The following is a 22061-nucleotide window of genomic DNA, read 5'->3' as shown; positions in this document are numbered from 1 at the left end:
ATCCCGGCACATGGCCGAACTGGTAATCCGTCGCGGGCTGGAAGAGCCCGATACCTCCGACAAATTCGTTCCGCACAAGCCCGCGCGTCCCGAAAAGTCGATGGGCGGCCGGCGGTTCGAGATCGTCAGCGACTATGAACCGGCGGGTGACCAGCCGACGGCGATCAAGGAACTCGTCGCCTCGGCGCGCGACGGCGAGCAGACGCAGGTGCTTTTGGGAGTCACCGGCTCGGGCAAGACTTTCACGATGGCCAAGGTGATCGAGGAACTGCAGCGCCCCGCCCTGATCCTCGCGCCCAACAAGATCCTCGCCGCGCAGCTCTACGGCGAGTTCAAGAGCTTCTTTCCCAACAACGCGGTCGAGTACTTCGTCAGCTACTACGACTATTATCAGCCCGAGGCGTACGTGCCGCGGTCCGACACCTACATCGAGAAGGAAAGCTCGGTGAACGAGGCGATCGACCGGATGCGCCACTCGGCAACCCGGGCCCTGCTCGAACGCGACGATGTGATTATCGTGGCCTCCGTTTCGTGCCTCTACGGCATCGGCTCGGTCGAAACCTACTCGGCCATGATCTTCGACCTCAAGAAGGGCGCGCAGGAGGACCAGCGAGAGATCATCCGCAAGCTGGTCGCGCTGCAGTACAAGCGCAACGATGCAGCCTTCCAGCGCGGCAATTTCCGCGTGCGGGGCGACAGCCTGGAGATTTTCCCCTCGCACTACGAGGACATGGCCTGGCGGGTGTCGTTCTTCGGCGACGAGATCGAGGAAATCAGCGAGTTCGACCCGTTGACCGGCCAGAAGGGCGCGTCGCTCAGCTCGGTGCGCGTCTACGCCAATTCGCACTACGTCACGCCCGGGCCGACGATGAAGCAGGCGACGCAGGCGATCAAGTTCGAGCTCGAGGAGCGGCTCAAGGAGCTCCACGCCGAAGGCCGCCTGCTCGAAGCCCAGCGGCTTGAGCAGCGCACCAACTTCGACCTCGAGATGATCAACGCCACGGGAAGCTGCGCGGGGATCGAGAACTACAGCCGCTTTCTCACCGGTCGGCTCCCCGGCGAGCCGCCGCCGACGCTGTTCGAATACCTGCCCGACAACGCACTGCTGTTCGTCGACGAGAGCCACCAGACGGTGCCGCAGATCGGCGCGATGGCGAAGGGAGACCATCGCCGCAAGCTGACCCTCGCCGAATACGGCTTCCGCCTGCCGAGCTGCATCGACAACCGCCCGTTGCGTTTCAACGAGTGGGACGCGATGCGCCCGCAGACCTTCGCGGTCAGCGCCACGCCCGGCAACTGGGAGATGGAACAGACCGGCGGCGTGTTCGCCGAACAAGTCATCCGGCCGACCGGCCTGATCGACCCGCCGGTCGAGATCCGCCCGGTCGAGGACCAGGTGCAGGATTGCATCAACGAGTGCCGGCTGACCGCGCAGAAGGGCTACCGCACCCTCGTCACTACGCTGACCAAGCGGATGGCCGAAGACCTGACCGAGTTCATGCACGAGGCGGGCCTAAGGGTTCGCTACATGCACTCCGACGTCGAGACATTGGAGCGCATCGAGCTGATCCGCGACCTGCGGCTGGGCGTCTACGACGTGCTCGTGGGCATCAACCTGCTGCGCGAAGGCCTCGACATTCCCGAGTGCGGTCTCGTTTGCATTCTGGACGCCGACAAGGAAGGTTTCCTGCGGTCCGAAACTTCGCTGATCCAGACGATCGGCCGCGCGGCGCGCAACGTGGATAGCAAGGTCATCCTCTACGCCGACCGGATGACGGGCAGCATGGAGCGCGCGATCGCGGAAACCGAGCGCCGGCGGGAAAAGCAGCAGGCCTACAACGCCGAGCACGGGATCACGCCGACCACCATCATCCGCGGCATCCAGGACATTGTCGCGCACACTGCCAGCAAGGATAGCGTGCTGGTCGATACCGGCGACCCGGAGCGCAACAACCTCGTCGGCCACAACCTGCGCGCATACATCCAGGACCTGGAAAAGCGGATGCGGGCCGCCGCCGCCGACCTCGAATTCGAGGAGGCCGGCCGCCTGCGCGACGAGATCAGGCGACTGGAGGCGGACGAGCTCGGCCTGCCCGATACCGAGCACAAGGCTCCCATCGTGGGCCGCAGCAACGAAGGCAAGCCTGGCACGCGCAAGGACCGGTTCGGCAAGACGCGCTACAAGAAGATGCGGGGCAGGCCCTGAGGCGTTCGCCGGGTGCGACGACCCCTGGTCGAGCGCGGGGCCCACAGGTTCCCCTGCGGGTGCAATTCATCCAAATAGGGCGCATCGTCATGCATCAAGGGGACATGTCATGAAGAGTCTTGCCGCGCTTGCCGCCGTTTCGTTCGCTGCCGCCTCGCTAGGCGCGTTGTCCGCTTGCGCAACGGTCTCAGGAGAGACCGCCGATGAAGCGGCAACAGGTGCCAGTCTTGTTTCGGCCATCGCCAACCCGGCCCGCACCGAGGAAGCACGCGCGATGGACGAAGGGCGCAAGCCCGCCGAAGTGCTCAACTTTCTCAGGCTGCAAGCGGGCATGGACGCCGCCGATCTGTTGACCGGGAGTGGATACTGGGCACAGATCATGGCTTCGGCAGTCGGACCGCAGGGCTCGGTCGCCGCGTTCGAGCCCGACCAGTTCTACAAGGATGGCCCGGAAAAGCAGAAGCTCGACGCGCTGGTCGCCGCCTCTCCGGGCATGACGCTTGAGCACTACCCGTTCGACCGTTTCGCTCCCCCCGCGAACGCGTTCGACTTCGCGTTGATCAACCTTTCATACCACGATCTCTACTGGGAATCGGAAAAGTACGGCATTCCGCGCACCGATCCCGATGCCTTCGTACGGAATCTCTATGCAGCGATGCGTCCCGGAGCCGTGGTCGGGGTGATCGACCATGCGGGCCCCGCCGGCGACACCCGCGCGCTGGTAGAGAAACTGCACCGGATCGATCCAGCCACCGTGCGCGCCGATTTCGAGCGGGCAGGATTCAAGCTCGAAGCGCAGAGCGACTTGCTCGCCAATCCGGCCGACGACCACTCGCTCAACGTCTTCGACAAATCCATTCGCGGCAAGACGGACCGCTTCCTCTACAAGTTCCGTAAACCGCGCCGTTGAATTGGCCGTCATCGCTGAATAGAGCGCGGGCATGATCCGTCGCACCCTGCCCGCGCTCGTTGCGCTGGCGCTCGCATGCCCCACCCTCCGCAGCAAGCTTGCCCGGGACGCGCGCGCGTTCATCCCCGGCCGATGAAGCGCCTCTCCGCGCTGCTTCTGGCTTCGCTCGCGGCGTGCCGCCCGCCTGCCAGCGACGGCTACGTCCAGCGGATCGAACTGGCCACCGACCGCACGGGCCCGCGCGTGCTCGCCCAATCGCCCGACGTGGCGGGGGCGATCTGGGCCGGGAGCGGGGGACCCGGACGGATCGTCTTCGGCAAGCCCGGGCAGGCCCCCTACCTCGCGATCGCCTGCACGGGTTCCGGCGGAAACCGGGCGATCGAGATCACCCGTTTCGCCGAAACCGATCCGGGTGCGAAGGGAATGATGGCGCTGATCGGAAACGGGCATGTCGAACGTCTGAAGATCGATGCCGTGAACAACGGTCGGGGTTGGCTCTGGCAAGGGCGGTATCGTCCCACCGACACCCGGCTTGAAGCATTGACTGGCACCCGCAAGCTCGAACTGACCATTCCGGGCGCGGGCACCTTGAAGCTGGAAGGAAGCAACGAGCCCGGGCAGCTTGTCGAGCTGTGCCGGCGTCTCTCGGCGCCAGAGGTCAGGAACCAGCCTGCGGCAGTCCTTCCGCCAGCGTGACCAGGCTATCGGGAGTGAGAACCTGCGGCAGGATCTCGCCTTCCTTGCCCGGCGCATACCAGACGTAGAGCGGCACGCCGGCCGCTCCCTGGCGCGAGAGGTAGCGGGCGATCGCCGGATCGCGACGGGTCCAGTCGCCAACCATCGCGACCACCCCGGCCTTCTCGAAGGCGTCCCTGGTTGCCTCCCGCTCGATCGCCACGCGTTCGTTGACCTTGCAGGTGAGACACCAGTCGGCGGTGAACCACACGAATACCGGCTGGCCCGAAGCGCGTGCCTTCGCCAGTGCGGCCTCGGAAAAGGGCCGCGTGGGTACGATGCCTTCCTCCGCGGTTGCCGGCCGGACCATCCGGGTCGGCAGCACGATTGCCAGCAGCGCGACCAGAAGGGCCGCTCCCACCGCTAACCCGCGGCCGCGCCCGCCGTCCGCGAGGCGCGACCTCCACCAGGCAGCGAGCGCCACGACGACCAGTGACGCGAGCAGCGCGGCACCGGCAGCGAACCACCCGCCGCCGATCCGCCAGCACAACCACAGCAAAGCCAGAGCGGTCAGGCCCATGGGCACCGCCATCGCCTTGCGGAAGGTGTCCATCCATCTACCCGGGCGCGGCAGCATCCGGCGCAGGGGGGGCACGAAGCCGAGCAGCAGAAACGGTAGCGCGAGGCCCAGTCCAAGTGTGCCGAACAGCAGCATCGCCTGTGCCTCGGGCAGCAAAAGGGCGGCCCCCATCGCGGCCGCCATGAATGGGCCGGTGCATGGGGTGGCGACGAAAGCGGCAAGCAAGCCGGTCAGGAATGCTCCCGAAGGCTCGCCGCCCCGAGTGAGCGAGAAGGACGGGACCTCGAACAGCCCCGCGAAGTTCGCCGTGATCGCCGCCGCGAGCGCGAGCAACGCGACCACCACTGCCGGCTCCTGCAGCTGGAACGCCCAGCCGACCATCTCGCCCGCCGCCCGGAGCGCCAGCAGCACTGCGCCGAGCGCCAGCGTCGCGAGCACCACGCCTGCCGTGTAAGCGAGGCCTTCGATCCGCGCGTGGGCGTCGCTTTCCCCTGCCCGCGCCAGGCTCAGCGCCTTCAGGCTCAGGATCGGGAACACGCAGGGCATCACGTTCAGCAAAAGTCCGCCGGCGAGCGCGGCGAGAACCAGCAGCCACAAAGGACTCGCGATGTCACTATCGGTCGGCAGCGGCTCGCCTCCTGCCGGCACGTCTCCTGGCACCGCGAGGAAGCGCACCCCGTCACCATGGCCGAGCGACAGGATGCCATCGACCGTTACCGGGCGAACCATCGTCGCCGCCAGCGGCACTTCGGCGACCAGCAGGTCACCCTTGGTGAAGAAGGCCTGTGGTTGGGCGTATTGGACCAGGTCGCGCTGTTCCACGAACAAGTGCGGGGCGGGCTTGTCCAGGGAGGCCGGCAATGGAATCGCCACCCGCAACCTGTCGCCGTCGATCGCAAAAGAGGCCTTCTGGTCGAGCAGCGCCGGTATTTCGGCGCGCCAGCGGTCGAAACGCGCATCGCGACTGGCGTGCCCCAAGTCCACGGTCAGCCGCGCCTGCTCGGGCACGCAGATCTTGTCGGTGCACGCGAGCCATTGGGCATCGACGGCGATCGGCGCCGCGCGCGCTCCCTTGGGCACGGCCACTTCCACGAGCACCGCGTACGGCCCTTCGTAAACATGATTCATCAGCCCGCCGACGACGAGCTGCTGCGGCACCGGATACTGCGGCTCGCCTGCCTTCCACCCGGAAGGGAGATGCCAGTCGAGCGTCAGGCCGTAACCCGCGTCACCCGGGTTTTTCCAATAGCCATGCCAGCCCGGCTCGGGATCGAAGGCAATCGCAAGCGATAGCGGCTCGCCCGGACGAACGGGTCCTTCGGCGAGCAGCCGCGCTGCGATGTGATTGGGCCGGGAATCAGGCGCGCCCTGGGCGGAGGGATGACCCGGCAAGAGAAGGGCAATCAACGCGCAGATCGCGGCCAGCAGAGGCAAGGTCCTTGCGCGCATCGTGGCTTGCGCTCTAGGGCGACGCTCGATGGACGACAAGCGCGACCTCGTGATCCTTGGCGGCGGGCTCGTCGGCATGACGCTGGCTTTGGCCGCCGCTCGCAAGGGCATCTCCAGCCACGTGATCGACCGGGCCGACCCGGAGGAACTGACCGCCGAAGGTTTCGACGGACGAGCATCTGCGATTTCGACTGCGAGCTGGAACCTGTTCAAGAACATCGGCATCGCTCCCGCGCTCGAGCCGTTTGCCTGCCCCATCGCGCGCATCGCGGTCAGCGATCAGCTCAAACCGGGCCGGATCGATTTCGTGCCCGAGCCGCACGAAGGCTCGCTGGGACGTATGTTCGAGAACCGTCGCCTGCGCCTTGCCCTGTACGAAGCAGCCGCGGGTGAGCCGCTGATCGCCTTTCATCCCCGTGCCGAGGTGACCGAGCGTGTGCGAGGGACGCACGGAGTCGCGGCGAAGCTGGCCGATGGGCGAATGCTTCGGGGGAGCCTCCTGGTCGCTGCCGAAGGCCGCCGCTCGCCGACGCGCGAGGAAGCTGGTCTCGCGCTCGCCCACTGGGACTATCGCCACCGCGCGATCATCGCGGGGCTGGTGCACGAGCTGCCACACGAAGGCACCGCGTGGGAAATTTTCTATCCGGCCGGTCCCTTCGCCCTCCTGCCGATGCGCGACGACGAGGCAGGCAATCACCGCAGCGCGCTGGTGTGGACCGTGAACGAGAAAGACGCCGCCGGCACGCTGAAGCTTGGTGACCGTGCCTTTCTTGCCGAAGTGAACAAGCGCATGAGGGAAGTGCTCGGCACCGTCGTCAAGGTGGGGCCGCGTTCATCCTATCCCCTCAGCTTTCAGCACACCGCACGGATCGTGGCCGACCGCCTGGCCCTCGTTGGAGATGCGGCGCACGGCATCCACCCGATCGCGGGACAGGGGCTCAACCTTGGACTGCGCGATGTCGGTGCCCTGGTCGAGGTGCTTGCTGACGGGATGCGCCTGGGGCTCGAGCCCGGGGACGCTCAGCTGCTCGCCCGCTACGAACGCTGGCGCGGACTCGACAGCCTGTCCGTGGCGGTGGCGACCGACGGGCTTACCTGGCTGTTCGGCGTTCCGGGCAAGGCGGCCAGCGCAATCAGGCGCTTTGGCATGGGCGGCGTGCAGCGCCTCTCGCCGCTGAAACGCTGGTTCATGGACGAGGCGCGCGGCGTCTCCGGCACCCTTCCCGACCTGCTGAAAGGCTAGTCGTTCCCTGCCGTCACGGGCGTGGCTGCAGGGCTCAGCTGCTCGACCGGCTGGCCGGCGCCGTTGCGAAGCATGCGCGGTTCCTGCACGGCCGCGGTCTCGATCAAGTCGAGCGCGCGCTGGGCCCGTTCGAAGCGCCGCGCGTTGGCGATCCAGTCGGCCGCGCTGTCGGAGCCTGGCAGCATCTGGACTTCGGCGATCGCCTTGTCGACGCGGCCCGTCTCAAGGAACATCCGCGCCCGTTCGAACCTTCGGGCGGGCTGAGGAGAAGGAGTGGTCTCCCGGCGGATCACGAACAAACCGGCCAGCTCGTCGCGCAAGCGACCCAGCGTCGGTCGGCCCGAGCCTGCCTGCAGGCTGGGCTGAAGACCGTCCAACCGGGCAAGCAACACATCCCGAGTGACCGGATCCTTCGCGAAGTCTAGAACGGTCTGGACCGAGTTCGGCTGCGCATCCCCGAACCGGAGGCGCAACTGATCGCCCAGGTAACCCAGCTCTGCCCCGCGTTCGAGGGCGCGGCGGGTGGCAAAGGCGATTAGCAGCCCTTCGGCACGTGCCGCATTCCCCCCGGCAGCCTGCGCCTGAAGGTCAAGCCGCGCGATGCGCTGCTCGGCCGCGGCCAGGCGCTGCTCTATCCCGCCTTGGGTTTCCTCCACGCGCGCCACGGCAGCGGCGCGCGCGGTTTCGCTCGGGCTGGGCGTCGGCTCGGGGGTCGGAGAATCAAGCAAGGATGGCGAGGCCGCCCCGGTTCCGCCCTGCGGCGCATGTTCCGCCGGCGTGAAAAAGCCACGCCAGGCAAGATAGCCGACCGCCGAAGCTCCCAATAGGAACGACGCCAGAACGGCAAGCAGCACTGGTTTCAACGACGAGCCTTGCCGGCTCGCGGGAGTATACTGGTCCATCAAGTCCCGTTCTGCGATCCCGAAGCTTTTTCGCTCCTGTTATCGTGCGACCCCGTTACGCACCCCCGTTTGGCACATGTCCGCAGCCATGACCAGAAGGGCTCGGTCGCTCGGTTCCTGGGCGGTTGCGACCTCTCGCCAGCCCGTCCCCGCGGCTTCAGCGATGCGCGGCGCGAGCGCAGCGATGGCCACGCCGGCCCGGTCGATCCCCAGCCTGGCGCATTCCTGCGCGAAGTGGCGCGCGGCCTCGCCCGAATGCAGGAGGGCGATCGCGTCATCGAGCAACAGGTCCGCCGCCTCATGGCCGAGGGCAAGGGGCCGGGCGCGATAAAGGGCGCGTTCCTCTATCTCGATACCTTGCGGGGCTTCGAGCATTACACGCTTTTCTCCCGCGAGGCGCAGCAACCGGAGCGGCGGGGCAAGTTGATCGAGAACGCGTTGCAGGTTGGTTGCTCCTGCAGTAGCGACCGTGAAGCCGGCCGTACGCGCCGCGTCGGCAGTGCGCTGACCGACCGCGTGGACCGGCAGTTTCGCAAGGCTCGCAAGTGAGCTGCCGCCGTGGCGGAATGCATTCGCACTTCCTGCCAGGATGCCGTCGAAGGTCTCTGCCGCTGGAGCGGTCCAGGGCACCGGCTCGATCTCGAACAGCGGCGCACCGAGAGCGCGCAGGCCCATCGTGGTTGCCAGCGCCAGGGTCTGCGCAAGCCCCGGCTCTGGCCTCAGGACCAGCAGAGGGCGGTTCATGGGCCGGCGAACAAGGCCGCCACGCCCGGCGTGGCGCGGGCAAGCAGGTCCGCCGCGAGCCGAGCGGGAGCTTCGAGATCGCCGGTCGAGAAAGTCATCGTGCCATCGATCCTTTCCGCCCCGTCGCCGCTGAATATTGCCGCGGTCATCGCCAGGTGCCCACCCTGGCTGCGGGTAAGGACCGCGATCGGGGAATGGCAATTGCCGCCGAGAGCGGCGAGCAGCGCACGCTCGGCCAGCACCTCGTCCCGGCTCTGCGAATGGTCGATGGCCGCGAGCCATTCGAGCGTCTTCGCATCGTCGGTGCGGCACTCGATGCCGATCGCGCCTTGCGCTGGAGCAGGCAGCCAGTCATCCGTTTCCAGCGGATGGCCGACCCCGCTTTCGCCAAGTCGTTCAAGGCCGGCGGCGGCCAGCAGGGTCACGTCCACCTCTCCGGCAGCGAGCCGGGCCAGCCGGGTCGCGACGTTGCCACGTATCGGTACCACCTCCACGTCGGGCCGCCGGTGCAGCATCTGCGCCGCGCGCCGGGGAGCGCTCGTGCCCACCCGTGCCGATTCGGGAATGGCATGGATGCTCGAGGCGCCGATGAGCACGTCGCGCACATCGGCTCGCGGCAGGATCGCGGCAATCGCGAGCCAGTCGGGGCGGAGCGTCTCCACGTCCTTCATCGAGTGGACCGCACCGTCGATCCGGCCTTCGAGAAGCCATGCATCGAGCTCCTTGGTCCACAGCGCCTTGCCGCCGATCTCGGCCAGCGGACGGTCCTGCACCTTGTCACCGCTGGCCAGGACCGGAACCAGCTCGATCTCGTTTTCGTCCCAGCCATGCGACTTGCACAGGCGCGCCCGCGCCTCGTGCGCTTGCGCCATCGCCAACGGCGAACGGCGGGTTCCAAGGCGAAGGCGCGGCACGGTCGGTGTGGGCTGGGTCATCAGGCTCGCTTGCCGTAGCCATGCAAATGCCTAAGGAAAAGTGCGATGGGTGTAGTCCTTGGCATAGAATCGAGCTGCGACGAGACGGCAGCGGCGCTGGTCGGGCATGATCGCACCATCATCGCACAGGCCATCGCCAGCCAGGACGATGCGCACGCGCCCTATGGCGGCGTGGTGCCGGAAATCGCCGCGCGCGCGCACGCCGAGCGGCTCGCCCCGATGATAGAGAGTGTCCTTCGTGAAGGCGGCATGGAGCTGGCCGCACTCGACGCCGTCGCTGCGACGGCGGGCCCCGGCCTGATCGGCGGCGTGATGGTCGGGCTCGTCACCGCGAAAGCGCTGGCGATGGCCGCCGATATCCCGTTGATGGCCATCAACCACCTGGAAGGTCACGCGCTCTCTCCCCGCCTCGCCGAACCGGCGCTTGAATTCCCTTATGCCCTGCTGCTTGTTTCGGGCGGCCATTGCCAGATCCTGCGGGTGGAAGGGGTCGGCCGCTACCGGCGCTTCGCCACCACGATCGACGACGCCCTGGGCGAAGCATTCGACAAGACCGCCAAGATCCTTGGCCTTGGCTTCCCAGGAGGTCCCGCGGTGGAACGGCTCGCTCGCGAAGGCGACGCTGCGGCGGTTCCCCTCCCCCGCCCGCTGGTCGGCAGCGGAGAGCCGCATTTCAGCTTCGCGGGCCTCAAGAGCGCGGTTCTGCGCGCGCACGAAACCGGCCGTCATGCCGATGCCGATATCGCCGCGAGCTTCCAGCAGGCTGCGATCGACTGCGTGGTGGATCGCTTGCGCATTGCGCTCGACACTATGGAGCCCGTCAGCGCGCTGGTGGTGGCGGGCGGAGTGGCCGCCAACGCCGCCATGCGCAGTGCGCTCGAGGCGCTTGCGAATGCGCGCGGCCTCGCGTTTTCAGCACCGCCCCCGCGCCTATGCACGGACAACGCGGCGATGATCGCCTGGGCCGGCCAGGAACGTTTGGCGATCGGGGTGACCGGAGACCCACTGGACATCGCTGCCCGCCCGCGCTGGCCGCTCGACCCGGCGGCGGAGCCGGTGCGGGGCGCAGGGGTCAAGGGATGAGCGTAGCCGTCCTCGGAGCGGGCGCGTGGGGCACTGCCCTTGCCCAGATGCTCGCCAGCGACGGGCGCGAAGTTGTGCTGTGGGCGCGCGAGCCCGAACTGGTCGAGGAGATCAACGCGGCGCACACGAACAGCCTGTTTCTCCCGTCTGCAAGGCTTGCGCCCGGCATTCGCGCGACGGGAGAGCTGTCCGAAGTGGCGACGGCGGGACTGGTACTTGCAGTCACTCCCGCCCAGCATCTCGCCGCCGTGCTGCAGGCAATGCCCCGCCACCCGGTCGATCTCGTCCTGTGCTCGAAGGGCATCGAGGCGGGTAGCGGGAGGCTGATGAACCACGTGGCGCGCGAGGCCGCCCCGGGCAGCGCGGTCGCGGTCCTCTCCGGCCCCACTTTCGCGCACGAGGTCGCAGCCGGCTTGCCCACCGCCGTTACGCTGGCCTGCAGTGGCGGAGACGAGCAATGGCACCGGCTGCACCCGGTGATCGCGCGCGAGACTTTCCGCCCCTACTACTCCGACGACGTCACCGGGGCGGAGATCGGCGGGGCGGTCAAGAACGTGCTCGCGATCGCCTGCGGGGTCGTCGATGGCCTGGGCCTTGGACAGAACGCGCGCGCCGCCCTGATTGCGCGCGGTTACGCCGAGATGCTTCGCTTCGGCGAAGCGCTCGGGGCGCAGAGGGACACGCTCGCCGGCCTATGCGGCCTTGGAGACCTGGTGCTGACCTGCTCATCGACGGCGAGCCGCAATTTCAGCCTCGGCAAGGCGCTCGGAGAAGGTGGCGATCCCGCTATGCTGATGGCCGATCGCCGCACGGTGGCCGAGGGCGCGCACACCGCTCCGGTGCTGACCGAGCTGGCCGCGCGCCACGGCGTGGCGATGCCGATCGCGGCGGCCGTCTATCGCCTGCTTCACGGTGCACCTGCACGCGATATCGTCGCGGAGCTGCTCGCCCGCCCACTCGGGCCGGAAACCGACGCGTGACCACCGAGCAGGCGCGCGCCGAACGGGACCAGGGAGATATCGCCGCGCTCGCCAAGGGCGGGCGGACGAACTTCCTCGGCTTCCTCGTGCGCCTGGCGGGAATGCTGCCATTCCTGTTCATCGCGGGAAGGCTCTACGGAGCCGAGGCTCTTGGCCGCTACGCATCGGCGATCGTGGTCATCGAACTGACGGCGATGATCTGCTCGATGGGGGAGAAACGCGGGCTGGCCCAGCGACTGGCGGAGGCGCCGGACGTTCATCCGACGAACCTGGTGTTCGATGGCATGCTCGTCGCCGCAATCGCCAGCGGACTTGCCTCGGCGTTCTTCTGGCTGGTTCCGGCGCCGATGTTCCCCAGTGGTCAGTACACCGGGCTCGATCGCCTGATCGTGCTCGCGATTCCCGGTTACGCGCTGACCGAAATCGTTTTGGCAGCGCAGGCCTACCGGTTCGATATCGGCGCGACCGTCCGCTCGCGATCCATCGTCCTGCCCTGGACGCTTTCGATTCTCGCAGGAGCGCTCTGGTTCGTCATTCCTGCCTCGGGCCTGTCGATGGCCTACCTCGCGTCGGTCTACGCCGGATTGCTCACTGCGCTGTGGTCCTTCCTGCGCTCGTACGGTCTGCCCCGGGGCTGGCGACCGAGCCCCCGCGCCATGGCGCGGATGACATTGCGCGCTCTTCCCTTGGCCACCGCAGACGCAATCGAGTGGGGTACCCGGCGGCTCGACATCTTCATCCTCGGCCTGTTCGCCGCACCCGCCGCGGTCGGCGTCTACTATGTCGCGCAACAGGTCGCCTCCCTGCCGCAAAAGCTGAAGACCAGCTTCGAGCCGATCCTCGGGCCGGTGATCACCCGCAACCTCAAGGAACGCAATTACGGCGCGATCGCCCGGCAGGTCTGCCAGGTGGGCTTCTGGATCACTGCCGCGCAAGCCGGCATCGCGCTGGCGCTGGGCATTCCCGGCGAGGCTGTCATGGGTCTCGTCGGTCCGCATTTCGTCGGCGGGACCGGTGCGCTCGCGTTCCTGCTTTCCGCCGAAGTGGTGGCGGCAACTGCAGTCGTTTCGGAGGCCGCGCTGATCTACGTCGCGCGCCTGCGCAACCTGATGATTTCACTCGGCACGATCGGTTTTCAAGCCATCGTGACGGTCGGCGCGATGATCGTGGTCGAGCGGCTCGGCTGGCCCGAAACCTTCAAGGCCGCAGGCGCCGCCGCCGCACTGATGCTCTCGCTCGGCGTCGCCAGCCTGGTCAAGTCCAGGGTGCTCGCCCGGATCCTGGGAGAAAGGATCAACAACTGGCGCTGGGCGCTGGTGATCGCGGGCGCTCCGGCCATCATCGTCGGCTGGCTTGCCACCCGCTTGCCCGAATGGGCCGAGCTCGCGTTCGGCATCCCCGCCATTCTGCTTGCTTACGGCTGGGTGATCTGGCGGTACGGCTTCGGCCCCGAGGACAGGGTGCTCTTCCGCCGCAATCTCGAACATGGCGCTCCCGATGCCGACGGCGCGCCCGCAAATGACCTGACGGAGGCACGACCATGACCGCCAATGAATTCATTTCGGCCAACTGGCCGCTGCTTCTCATCGGCGCAGTGCTGGCACTCGCGCTGCTATGGTGGATCATCGCCACGACGCGCCGGACGCGGGTGACGGTGGACCGGCGCGACACCCTCGACGAAGGCGCCGCCCGCGCCGCACGCAATCAGGCGCTGATCGATGCGCCGCCCGTCGCCGTGCGAGAGGATGCTCCCTTAGTTCCGCCGGCCGTGCCGGAGGCGATCGGCGGTGCCGGCGTGGCGGTTGCCGCAGCGGCGCAAGAGGCGCGGATCGAGGCGCTGGAACACGCCGACGACCTCACCCGCATCAAGGGCCTGGGCCCGAAGCTGGCGGCTACGTTGAACGAGTTCGGCATCACCCGCTTCGATCAGATCGCCGCCTGGGACGATGGCGACATCGACCGGATCGACGCGCAGCTCGGCCGGTTCCAGGGGCGCATCCGGCGCGACGACTGGGTCGCGCAGGCGCGGTTTCTGGCAGCCGGCGACACGGCCGGGTTCGAACAGCGCTTCGGCGCCACCTGACGGGAACCGATTGCCACTAATGTTGGTTAAGGCGCGGACGGAGTCGATTTCCCGGCCTCGTTCTCCCGGAGATCCTTCATGGCCCAGCAGTGCGTTCTCGTTGCTGAAGATGAACTCATCATCGGTGTCGACCTGTGCGACACCGTCGAGGAGGCCGGATTCGAGGTCGAAGGACCCTACGACACTGCCAGCTCGGCCATTGACGCGCTCGAGCGGCGCACGCCGGACCTCGCGATCCTCGACGTAAGGCTGGACGACGGAGAGGTATTCCCGCTTGCCGAGAAGCTGATGGCCGCGAACGTGCCGGTGATCTTCCACACCGGGCAGGTCTCACCGAGCGAAGTCAGCGGTCGCTATCCGCAGGCTCATGCCCTGGCCAAGCCCTGCCCGCCGAACCAGATCATTGAAGTCATGCGCGAAGCGCTGGCCGAGGCCTGACCTTCACGTTCAGGCAGCTTGCGCACGAAGCGTGGTCCTGCAAAGGACCGGAGCATGACTCCATTCGACTGGCAAGACCCGTTCGGTCTCGACGCGCAGCTTTCCGAAGACGAGCGGATGATCCGCGACGCCGCGCACGCGTTCGCCCAATCCGAACTGCAACCGCGGGTGATCGAGGCCTTCGCTAACGAAGCCGACGCCCCCGAATTGTTTCCCATGATGGGCAGCGCCGGGCTGCTCGGTGCCACTGTGCCGGAAGAATACGGCGGCGCGGGCGCGAGCTATGTCGCATACGGACTCATCGCGCGCGAGATCGAGCGGGTGGATTCGGGCTACCGCTCGATGGCGAGCGTCCAGTCGTCCCTCGTGATGTATCCGATCTTCGCCTACGGATCAGACGAACAGAAGCGCAAGTACCTGCCCGGTCTCGCCAGCGGCCAGCTCATCGGCTGCTTCGGCCTTACCGAGCCTGACGCCGGCTCGGATCCCGGCGGGATGCGCACTTATGCGAAGCAGGATGGCGACGGCTACTCGTTGTCCGGCGCCAAGACATGGATTTCCAACGCACCCTTCGCCGACGTGTTCGTGGTCTGGGCCAAGAGCGAGGCGCACGGCGGCGCGATCCGCGGCTTCGTCCTCGAGAAGGGGATGGCGGGACTTTCCGCGCCAAAGATCGAGAACAAACTATCCCTGCGCGCTTCGACCACTGGCATGATCCTGATGGACGAGGTCAAGGTCGGCGCGGACGCGCTGCTGCCCGAAGTCAGCGGCCTCAAAGGCCCGTTCGGCTGCCTCAACCGCGCGCGCTACGGCATTTCGTGGGGCGCGATGGGGGCGGCCGAGTTCTGCTTCCACGCCGCGCGGCAGTACGGACTCGACCGCGAACAGTTCGGCGTACCCCTCGCTTCCAAGCAGCTCTACCAGTTGAAGCTGGCCGACATGATGAGCGAGATCGCGCTCGGCTTGCAGGCGAGCTTGCGCGTTGGCCGTCTGATGGACGACCACCAGTTCGCGCCCGAGATGATCTCGATCGTGAAGCGCAACAACGTCGGCAAAGCTTTGGACATTGCTCGCAAGGCACGCGACATGCACGGCGGCAACGGGATCAGCGGCGAATACCAGGTGATCCGCCACATGGTGAACCTGGAAACGGTGAACACCTACGAAGGCACGCACGACGTCCACGCCCTGATCCTCGGCCGCGCGGTCACCGGGATTGCGGCGTTTTGATGCGCCTTCACGCCTATTTCCGCAGTTCGACCAGCTACCGGCTGCGCATTGCGCTTAACCTCAAGGGGCTGGAGTACGAGGTTGTCCCGGTAGACCTGCGCACCTCCCAGCAGAAGGACTCCGCGTTCACCGCGCGCAACCCGTTCGGCAGCGTGCCCATGCTGGAGGCAGATGGACGCGACCGGGCACAGTCGATGGCGCTGCTCGAATGGCTCGACGAAGCCTATCCCGAGCCGCCATTGCTGCCTGCCGGTATCGAGGATCGCTACACCGCGCGCGAGCTGGCTTATGGCATCGCGACCGAGATCCACGCGGTGAACAACTTGCCGGTGCTCAATTACCTGAAGAACGAACTCGGCCATTCGCAGGACGAGATCGACGTCTGGTACCGACACTGGTTGGCGCGCACGCTCGATCCGGTTGAGCGCCTCCTGGCGCAGATCGGCACGGGCGATTTCCTGTTCGATGGTCCGGGCTTGTTCGAGGTCGTTCTGCTTCCGCAGGTCTATAACGCCCGGAAGTTCGCGTTCGGTTTTTCCGCCCACCCGCACATCGAGCGCATCGAGGGGGCCTGCCTCGCGCTGCCCGCCTTCCAGCGCGCCCACCCTGACAATCAACCGGATAGCCCGCAATGAAACTCGCCTCACTCAAGCATGGCCGCGACGGCAGGCTCGTCGTCGTCTCCAAGGACATCACGCGCTATTCCTCGGCGGAGCATATCGCGCCGACGATGCAGTATGCGCTCGACAACTGGGCGGAGGTCGCTCCGCAGCTTGAAGCGCTTTATCGCGACGTCGAGCATTGGACGGTGCCGTGCGGACGTTTTCACGAGCACGACGCCGCCTCGCCCCTTCCCCGCGCCTACCAGTGGGCGGACGGTTCGGCCTACATCAACCATGTGGAGCTGGTCCGCCAGGCGCGCGGTGCCAAGGTGCCTGAAAGCTTCTACCACGACCCGCTGATGTACCAGGGCGGTAGCGACGGCTTCCTCGCGCCGCGCGATCCCATCCCGCTGAAGGACGAGGCTTGGGGATGCGACATGGAAGGCGAAATCGCCGCGATCGTCGATGACGTGCCGATGGGTGTCTCGGCTGAGGAGGCGGCAGGCCACATAAAATTGCTGATGCTGGTCAACGACGTCTCCCTGCGCGGCCTCATCCCGGGTGAGCTCGAAAAGGGCTTCGGCTTCTTCCAGTCCAAGCCTGCCAGCGCGTTCTCGCCGGTCGCCGTTACACCGGACGAACTGGAAGACGCCTGGCAGAACAGCGTCATCAACCTGCCGCTGATGGTCGATTACAATGGCAAGCCGTTCGGGCGCGCCAACGCCGCGCAGGAGGCGACCTTCAGCCTTGCCGACCTCGTTGCACACGCCGCCAAGACCCGGAACCTGTGCGCAGGTTCGATCATCGGCTCCGGCACCGTCAGCAACAAGGGCGCGGATGGTGGCCCTGGCACGCCGGTAAGCGATGGCGGCTCGGGTTATTCGTGCATCGCGGAAATCCGCATGATCGAGACGATCGCGGACGGGAAGCCGGCGACCCGCTTCATGCAGCCGGGCGACACTGTCTCGGTCGAGATGCGCGATGCGCACGGCCATTCGATCTTTGGCAAGATCGAGCAGGAAGTCGTGGCTGGCTGAAGGACTTGCCCAGAGGCTTGCGCAAAGGCGCGTTCGAAAGCAAGGTATCCTCCAAGCAATTACAACAGGCTGGAGGATGCCATGACCGACCCATTCGACCTCACCGGCAAAGTCGCCGTGGTTACCGGATCATCGCGCGGTATAGGCAGAGCCATCGCCGAACAGCTTGCCGCGCGCGGAGCCCGCGTGGTCATTTCCAGCCGCAAACAGGATGCCTGCGAGATCGTTGCGCAGGCCATCAACGCCAAGCACGGTGAAGGCCGCGCGGTGGCGATCGCGGCGAGCATCTCGTCGAAGGAGGCGCTGCAGGACCTCGTCGAGCGCACACATGCCGAGCTCGGGCCAATTGACATCCTCGTCTGCAACGCCGCGTCCAATCCCCACTACGGTTCGCTCGACACGATCGACGATGCGATGTTCCGCAAGACGCTCGAGAACAACATCCTTTCGAACCACTGGCTGATCCAGCTCGCCTTGCCCGACATGCGCGCGAAGAACGACGGTGCGATTGTCGTCATCAGTTCGATCGGCGGCCTGCGCGGATCGACGGTCCTCGGCGCATACACGATCACCAAGGCGGCCGACATCCAGTTGGTGCGCAATTACGCGGTCGAGAACGGACAGCACGGCATCCGCGTCAACGGCATCGCGCCAGGTCTTGTGAAGACCGATTTCGCGAAGGCGCTCTACGAAAATCCCGCCGCCGAGAAGGCTGCCATCGAACGCACCCCGATGGGTCGGCTTGGCGTGCCCGACGACATCGCCGGCGCGGCGGTCTTCCTCTCCTCGCCGGCGGCAAGCTGGCTCACCGGGCAGACTCTGGTGGTCGACGGGGGATCGACCGTCTGATCGTCTGACGCTTGCCGCTTTTCGCAAAAGCGGTATGCTCGATTCGCGCAAGCTGCGCAAAGCGGCTGCGGGAGAGACATGGATGGCGTGGGATTTCGAGACCGATCCCGAGTTTCAGGCGAAGCTCGACTGGATGCAGTCGTTCGTCGACGAAAGGGTCGAGCCGCTCGGCTATCTCGGCATCCACCCCTACGATGTGAAGAACGAGCGCCGTAACGCGCTCGTCCGCCCGTTGCAGGAAGAAGTGAAGCGCCAGGGTCTCTGGGCCTGTCACCTCGGTCCAGAACTGGGCGGCCAGGGCTATGGCCAGGTCAAGCTCGGCCTGATGAACGAGATCATCGGCGGCGCCAGCTTCGCGCCGATCGTGTTCGGTTGCCAGGCGCCCGACACCGGCAACGCCGAGATCATCGCCCACTACGGCACGCCGGAGCAGAAGGAGCAGTACCTCCAGCCGCTGCTCGACAACCGGATCGTCAGCGCCTTCTCGATGACCGAGCCGCAGGGCGGTTCGGACCCGACCGCGTTCGTCACCCGTGCCGAGCAGGACGGCAACCACTGGAAGATCAACGGCGAAAAGTGGTTCTCGACCAACGGCAAGTGGGCCGAGTTCCTGATCGTCATGGCCGTGACCGATCCCGATGCGCCGCGCCACGAGCGGATGAGCATGTTCATCGTCCCCGTCGACACGCCGGGGGTCGAGATCGTCCGCAACGTCGGCGTCTATGGACAGGAGGGCGGCAGCGAGAGCTACGTGCGCTATACCGACGTGCGCGTGCCTGCCGACCACCTGCTGGGTGAGCGCGGCGGCGCGTTCGCGATCTCGCAGACCCGGCTCGGCGGAGGGCGCGTCCACCACGCGATGCGCACGGTCGGCAACTGCAGGAAGCTGCTCGACAAGATGAGCCGCCGCGCGGTGAGCCGCACCACCCGCACCGGCACGCTGGCCGATTTTCAGGGCGTGCAGTTCGATATCGCGGACAGCTACATCGAGCTCGAGCAGTTCAAGTTGTTCGTGCTCAAGACCGCGTGGGCGATCGACAAGTACCAGGACTATCGCCGCGTGCGGAAGGACATCGCCGCGATCAAGGCGCTGATGCCCAAGGTCTATGCCGACATCGCCAAGCGCTGCATCCACATCCACGGATCGCTCGGCGTGTCGAACGAGATGCCGTTCGTCGGCAGCCTGATCGGCGCGATGGTCATGGGCATCGCCGACGGCCCGACCGAAGTGCACAAGGTCACCGTCGCCAAGCAGCACCTCAAGGCCTACCGCGACGTCCACGACCCGGTATTTCCGGATTACTCGACGCTCAACCGGCGGGCGCTGGCGCTCGAGCTTTATCCCGACCCCATCGGTGACATCCAGGACGCGGCGGAGGCGGTCGCGTGAGATCGCCGGAGACAGTGGCGCCGCCGCTCTCGCGCGGGAACCGGCTGGCCTACGGCTTCGGCTCGATCGCGGACGGCATCAAGAGCACCGCGTTCTCGACTTACCTGCTGCTTTATTTCAACCAGGTCCTCGGCGTGAGCGCGGCCATCGTTTCCACCGCGATCGCGCTGACGCTGGTGGTGGACGCCATCGCTGATCCCATCATCGGCCGGGTTTCGGACCGCACCCGCTCGCGGATGGGGCGCCGGCATCCTTACATCTATGGCGCCGCAATCCCCACGGCACTTTTCTTCGCGTTCGTTTGGTTTCCGCCAGCCGGGCTCAGCGACTGGTCGATGGGCGTGTGGATATTCGCCTTCGCCTCGCTCGCGCGGCTCGCCATGAGCACTTACCAGGTGCCCGCCAACGCACTCGGCAGTGAGCTTACGCAGGACTATGCGGAACGAACCCGCCTGTACGGTCTGCGCTACTGGTTCGCCTATGCCGGGACGTTCGCGTTCGCGGCCTTCGCGCTGAAGTTCTTCTTCGTCGCCACGCCCGAGTTTCCCAAGGGCCAGCTTAACCCTGCGGGCTACGTGCCTTTCGCGCTGACGGGCGCGGGCCTGATGCTGGTAAGCATCCTCGTCTGCGGCTGGGGCACGCGCTCGCGCATACCCTTCATCCGGCAGGCGGATGACCGGCCGGTCGTCCCCGGGCTGATGGCTCATCTCAGGGAAATGGGCTCTGCGTTCCGCAACCGCGCCTTCCTGACGATCTTCGGCTTCGCCATCTTCAAATGGACGGCGATCGGGGTCTACGGAGCGACTTCGCTCTACTTCGGCACTTACGTCTATCAGCTCACCTCGGGCCAGCTCGCCTTGCTGACCCTCGACGGGTTCCTCGCCGTGTGCATCGCACTTCCGCTGGCCCCCAGGTTCACCCAGTGGTGGGGCAAGCGCAACGCCGCGCTCTATCTTGCCATGATGGGCGTGCTGCTCGGCACTTTCCCACTCGTCCTGGTCTACTTCGACCTGTTCTTCGCGCCAGGCCATCCCCTGCTCCTGCCGACGCTGCTGCTGGTCGGCGCGATCTACGGCGCGATGGTGGCGGTCAGCCTGATGACGGCATCCTCCATGCTGGCCGACGTGGTGGAGGACGACGCGGTCCGCTCGGGCGGCCACAATGCCGGTATCTACTTCTCGGCGGCCAGCTTCGCCGGACAATGCGCCAGCGGGCTCGGCATTCTTGCCGCCGGCATCGTACTCGAGACTTCGCGTTTCCCCGCGGGCATCGATCCGGCCAAAGTCACAGGCGCGATGACCGACAGCCTGATCCTCCACTACGTGCCGATGGTTGTCGGCCTGTGGGCGGTCGGTTGCGCGATCATCGCTTTCTATCCCATCACCGAGGCAAAACATCTTGCCAACCTCGAACGCTTGCGCGCACGCGAAGCCGAGGCGAACAACCAGACCATCCAGGACGCACCCATCGGTGCACCTGTGCGATAGCAGGAGAGAGAACATGGCGACGCTGGCCGAACCACAAGCCGCAAGCACGGATGACGCCTTCCGCGAGGAAGTGCGCGCGTTCATCGAGAAGAACTTCCCGCCCGAACTGAAAGGAAAGGGCAATGCCCTCGCCTCGGTCGAAGGCCCAACGCAGGAAGGTCCGGCCGAAAAAGCCTGGCGTGAGGCGATGGGAGCACGCGGCTGGGGCGTGCCGACCTGGCCGAAGGAATACGGCGGCGGCGGCCTGACCCGCAAGCAGGCGCACATCCTCAACGAGGAGATGGCAAAGGCGGGCGCCTACAACCCCATCGGCGGCATGGGCGTGATGATGTTCGGCCCCACCCTCCTCGAATACGGTAGCGAAGAGCAGAAGCGGGAGCACATCCCGCCGATCGCACGCGGCGAGATCCGCTGGTGCCAGGGCTATTCGGAACCGAACGCCGGGTCCGACCTCGCCAACCTGCAGACCTTTGCGGAGGACAAGGGCGACCACTATCTCGTCAATGGCCAGAAGACCTGGACCAGCGGCGGCCAGTGGGCGGACAAGTGCTTCGCCATCGTCCGAACCGATCGTAGCGACAAACACAACGGCATCTCGTTCATGCTGATCGACATGAAGGACCCGGGCGTCGAAGTGCGCCCGATCCAGATGATCAGCGGCATGAGCCCGTTCTGCGAGACCTTCTTCACCGACGTGAAGGTGCCCAAGAAGAACCTCGTCGGGAAGGAAGGCCAGGGCTGGACCATCGGCAAGCGCCTGCTCCAGCACGAGCGGACCAATCTCTCGGGCGGCGGCAGCATGGCGCGCCTGATGGGCAATGCGCTGTCGGATATCGCCAAGAAGTATCTCGAAACCGACGAGAACGGCGAACTCGCTGACAAGGTCATGCGCGATCGGATCGCCGACTTCGAGATCCGCTGGCAGAGCTTCCTGCTCACCGCCAAGCGCGCGGTCGAGGAATCGAAAGCGGCCGGCGGGGTCAGCGAAATCAGCTCGGTGCTCAAAAAGCTCGGCACCAAGCTCGGCCAGGAACGCGCCGAACTGCTGATCGAGATCCAGGGTCTCCAGGGGCTCGGCTGGGAAGGCGAAGGCTTCAGCGACAGCGAGCTGTCCGGCGTGCGCGCATGGCTCTTCGGCAAGGCGACGACGATCTACGGCGGCTCGACCGAAATCCAGAACAACATCATCGCCAAGCGCGTGCTTGGCATGCTTGACCACCAGTAAGGGGCCCGAAAGA

Annotated in this window: 20 protein-coding genes; 16 read left to right on the top strand and 4 right to left on the bottom strand. The window is 66.4% G+C overall.

The genetic code is table 11. From position 1 onward, the window contains the following. Nucleotides 1–10 precede the first annotated feature (10 nt). The 3 genes from uvrB to IEW58_RS03670 all read left to right on the top strand — a co-directional run bounded on the left by uvrB (nt 11) and on the right by IEW58_RS03670 (nt 3812). The gene (gene uvrB / locus IEW58_RS03680; protein ID WP_188643881.1) at nt 11–2206 is read left to right on the top strand and encodes an excinuclease ABC subunit UvrB; all 2196 of its coding nucleotides are present in this window, start codon (nt 11–13) and stop codon (nt 2204–2206) included. Nucleotides 2207–2315: 109 nt separating this feature from the next. Next, a complete protein-coding gene (locus IEW58_RS03675) occupies nt 2316–3116 on the top strand; it encodes a class I SAM-dependent methyltransferase (protein WP_188643880.1) in 801 nt (266 codons plus the stop codon). A 132-nt stretch (nt 3117–3248) separates the two neighbouring features. Beyond that, nucleotides 3249–3812: a hypothetical protein gene (locus IEW58_RS03670; RefSeq protein WP_188643879.1), complete on the top strand. Its 564-nt coding sequence runs from the start codon at nt 3249–3251 to the stop codon at nt 3810–3812. Here IEW58_RS03670 and IEW58_RS03665 read toward each other — a convergent pair. Further along, complete coding sequence (locus IEW58_RS03665) at nt 3775–5820, bottom strand: protein-disulfide reductase DsbD family protein (protein ID WP_188643878.1); 2046 nt, start codon at nt 5818–5820, stop codon at nt 3775–3777. The two genes, IEW58_RS03670 and IEW58_RS03665, sit on opposite strands and share 38 nt — an antisense overlap. Before the next feature lie 28 nt (nt 5821–5848). Between IEW58_RS03665 and IEW58_RS03660 the strand changes: the two genes are divergently transcribed. Continuing rightward, nucleotides 5849–7063, top strand: coding sequence for a UbiH/UbiF/VisC/COQ6 family ubiquinone biosynthesis hydroxylase (locus tag IEW58_RS03660; RefSeq protein WP_188643877.1), 1215 nt, complete (start codon nt 5849–5851; stop codon nt 7061–7063). Here IEW58_RS03660 and IEW58_RS03655 read toward each other — a convergent pair. The 3 genes from IEW58_RS03655 to hemC are packed head-to-tail and all read right to left on the bottom strand — an operon-like array spanning nt 7060 to nt 9581. After that, the gene (locus IEW58_RS03655) at nt 7060–7965 is read right to left on the bottom strand and encodes an MICOS complex subunit MIC60 (RefSeq protein ID WP_188643876.1); all 906 of its coding nucleotides are present in this window, start codon (nt 7963–7965) and stop codon (nt 7060–7062) included. The two genes, IEW58_RS03660 and IEW58_RS03655, sit on opposite strands and share 4 nt — an antisense overlap. A gap of 39 nt (nt 7966–8004) precedes the next feature. Continuing rightward, on the bottom strand, nt 8005–8709 hold the full coding sequence (locus IEW58_RS03650; protein WP_188643875.1) for a uroporphyrinogen-III synthase: 705 nt from the start codon (nt 8707–8709) through the stop codon (nt 8005–8007). Further along, on the bottom strand, nt 8706–9581 hold the full coding sequence (gene hemC / locus IEW58_RS03645) for a hydroxymethylbilane synthase (protein ID WP_229658618.1): 876 nt from the start codon (nt 9579–9581) through the stop codon (nt 8706–8708). The genes IEW58_RS03650 and hemC overlap by 4 nt, the downstream gene beginning before the upstream one ends. 108 nt (nt 9582–9689) lie before the next feature. On the opposite strand from hemC, the gene tsaD reads away from it, so the two are divergent. The 12 genes from tsaD to IEW58_RS03585 all read left to right on the top strand — a co-directional run bounded on the left by tsaD (nt 9690) and on the right by IEW58_RS03585 (nt 22048). Beyond that, nucleotides 9690–10727 (top strand): tRNA (adenosine(37)-N6)-threonylcarbamoyltransferase complex transferase subunit TsaD, encoded by a 1038-nt coding sequence (gene tsaD / locus IEW58_RS03640; RefSeq protein ID WP_188643873.1) that lies wholly within the window; start codon nt 9690–9692, stop codon nt 10725–10727. Beyond that, a complete protein-coding gene (locus tag IEW58_RS03635; RefSeq protein WP_188643872.1) occupies nt 10724–11707 on the top strand; it encodes an NAD(P)H-dependent glycerol-3-phosphate dehydrogenase in 984 nt (327 codons plus the stop codon). The genes tsaD and IEW58_RS03635 overlap by 4 nt, the downstream gene beginning before the upstream one ends. Then, nucleotides 11704–13251: a lipopolysaccharide biosynthesis protein gene (locus tag IEW58_RS03630; RefSeq protein WP_229658420.1), complete on the top strand. Its 1548-nt coding sequence runs from the start codon at nt 11704–11706 to the stop codon at nt 13249–13251. The genes IEW58_RS03635 and IEW58_RS03630 overlap by 4 nt, the downstream gene beginning before the upstream one ends. Next, entirely contained in the window at nt 13248–13790 is a 543-nt protein-coding gene (locus IEW58_RS03625; protein ID WP_188643871.1) for a helix-hairpin-helix domain-containing protein, read from the top strand. Before IEW58_RS03630 ends, IEW58_RS03625 begins: the two co-directional genes overlap by 4 nt. Before the next feature lie 78 nt (nt 13791–13868). Then, on the top strand, nt 13869–14228 hold the full coding sequence (locus IEW58_RS03620) for a response regulator (RefSeq protein ID WP_188643870.1): 360 nt from the start codon (nt 13869–13871) through the stop codon (nt 14226–14228). A gap of 54 nt (nt 14229–14282) precedes the next feature. After that, complete coding sequence (locus IEW58_RS03615) at nt 14283–15458, top strand: acyl-CoA dehydrogenase (protein ID WP_188643869.1); 1176 nt, start codon at nt 14283–14285, stop codon at nt 15456–15458. Continuing rightward, nucleotides 15458–16093 carry a maleylacetoacetate isomerase gene (maiA, locus tag IEW58_RS03610; protein WP_188643868.1) on the top strand — a complete coding sequence of 212 codons (636 nt, stop codon included), beginning with the start codon at nt 15458–15460 and terminating at the stop codon, nt 16091–16093. The genes IEW58_RS03615 and maiA overlap by 1 nt, the downstream gene beginning before the upstream one ends. After that, nucleotides 16090–17097, top strand: a complete 1008-nt coding sequence (locus IEW58_RS03605; protein WP_188643867.1) for a fumarylacetoacetate hydrolase family protein — start codon at nt 16090–16092, stop codon at nt 17095–17097. The genes maiA and IEW58_RS03605 overlap by 4 nt, the downstream gene beginning before the upstream one ends. 81 nt (nt 17098–17178) lie before the next feature. Then, nucleotides 17179–17946: an SDR family NAD(P)-dependent oxidoreductase gene (locus IEW58_RS03600; RefSeq protein ID WP_188643866.1), complete on the top strand. Its 768-nt coding sequence runs from the start codon at nt 17179–17181 to the stop codon at nt 17944–17946. 34 nt (nt 17947–17980) lie between these two features. Beyond that, nucleotides 17981–19336: an acyl-CoA dehydrogenase family protein gene (locus IEW58_RS03595; RefSeq protein WP_229658419.1), complete on the top strand. Its 1356-nt coding sequence runs from the start codon at nt 17981–17983 to the stop codon at nt 19334–19336. Then, nucleotides 19333–20823, top strand: a complete 1491-nt coding sequence (locus tag IEW58_RS03590; protein WP_188643865.1) for an MFS transporter — start codon at nt 19333–19335, stop codon at nt 20821–20823. The genes IEW58_RS03595 and IEW58_RS03590 overlap by 4 nt, the downstream gene beginning before the upstream one ends. A gap of 13 nt (nt 20824–20836) precedes the next feature. Beyond that, the gene (locus tag IEW58_RS03585; RefSeq protein WP_188643864.1) at nt 20837–22048 is read left to right on the top strand and encodes an acyl-CoA dehydrogenase family protein; all 1212 of its coding nucleotides are present in this window, start codon (nt 20837–20839) and stop codon (nt 22046–22048) included. Nucleotides 22049–22061 lie beyond the last annotated feature (13 nt).

This window comes from Tsuneonella deserti, assembly GCF_014644315.1.
GTDB classification, from domain to species: Bacteria; Pseudomonadota; Alphaproteobacteria; order Sphingomonadales; family Sphingomonadaceae; genus Tsuneonella; species Tsuneonella deserti.
Note: the sequence above shows the minus strand (reverse complement) of the source record. Positions and strands in the feature narration are given on the sequence as shown.

Excerpts from the sequence above, each read along its gene's own strand:
- uvrB (WP_188643881.1), top strand. The coding sequence starts at position 11 with ATGGCCGAACTGGTAATCCGTCGCGGGCTGGAAGAGCCCGATACCTCC.
- IEW58_RS03675 (WP_188643880.1), top strand. The coding sequence starts at position 2,316 with ATGAAGAGTCTTGCCGCGCTTGCCGCCGTTTCGTTCGCTGCCGCCTCG.
- IEW58_RS03670 (WP_188643879.1), top strand. The coding sequence starts at position 3,249 with ATGAAGCGCCTCTCCGCGCTGCTTCTGGCTTCGCTCGCGGCGTGCCGC.
- IEW58_RS03665 (WP_188643878.1), bottom strand. The coding sequence starts at position 5,820 with ATGCGCGCAAGGACCTTGCCTCTGCTGGCCGCGATCTGCGCGTTGATT.
- IEW58_RS03660 (WP_188643877.1), top strand. The coding sequence starts at position 5,849 with ATGGACGACAAGCGCGACCTCGTGATCCTTGGCGGCGGGCTCGTCGGC.
- IEW58_RS03655 (WP_188643876.1), bottom strand. The coding sequence starts at position 7,965 with ATGGACCAGTATACTCCCGCGAGCCGGCAAGGCTCGTCGTTGAAACCA.
- IEW58_RS03650 (WP_188643875.1), bottom strand. The coding sequence starts at position 8,709 with ATGAACCGCCCTCTGCTGGTCCTGAGGCCAGAGCCGGGGCTTGCGCAG.
- hemC (WP_229658618.1), bottom strand. The coding sequence starts at position 9,581 with ATGGCGCAAGCGCACGAGGCGCGGGCGCGCCTGTGCAAGTCGCATGGC.
- tsaD (WP_188643873.1), top strand. The coding sequence starts at position 9,690 with ATGGGTGTAGTCCTTGGCATAGAATCGAGCTGCGACGAGACGGCAGCG.
- IEW58_RS03635 (WP_188643872.1), top strand. The coding sequence starts at position 10,724 with ATGAGCGTAGCCGTCCTCGGAGCGGGCGCGTGGGGCACTGCCCTTGCC.
- IEW58_RS03625 (WP_188643871.1), top strand. The coding sequence starts at position 13,248 with ATGACCGCCAATGAATTCATTTCGGCCAACTGGCCGCTGCTTCTCATC.
- IEW58_RS03620 (WP_188643870.1), top strand. The coding sequence starts at position 13,869 with ATGGCCCAGCAGTGCGTTCTCGTTGCTGAAGATGAACTCATCATCGGT.
- IEW58_RS03615 (WP_188643869.1), top strand. The coding sequence starts at position 14,283 with ATGACTCCATTCGACTGGCAAGACCCGTTCGGTCTCGACGCGCAGCTT.
- maiA (WP_188643868.1), top strand. The coding sequence starts at position 15,458 with ATGCGCCTTCACGCCTATTTCCGCAGTTCGACCAGCTACCGGCTGCGC.
- IEW58_RS03605 (WP_188643867.1), top strand. The coding sequence starts at position 16,090 with ATGAAACTCGCCTCACTCAAGCATGGCCGCGACGGCAGGCTCGTCGTC.
- IEW58_RS03600 (WP_188643866.1), top strand. The coding sequence starts at position 17,179 with ATGACCGACCCATTCGACCTCACCGGCAAAGTCGCCGTGGTTACCGGA.
- IEW58_RS03595 (WP_229658419.1), top strand. The coding sequence starts at position 17,981 with ATGCTCGATTCGCGCAAGCTGCGCAAAGCGGCTGCGGGAGAGACATGG.
- IEW58_RS03585 (WP_188643864.1), top strand. The coding sequence starts at position 20,837 with ATGGCGACGCTGGCCGAACCACAAGCCGCAAGCACGGATGACGCCTTC.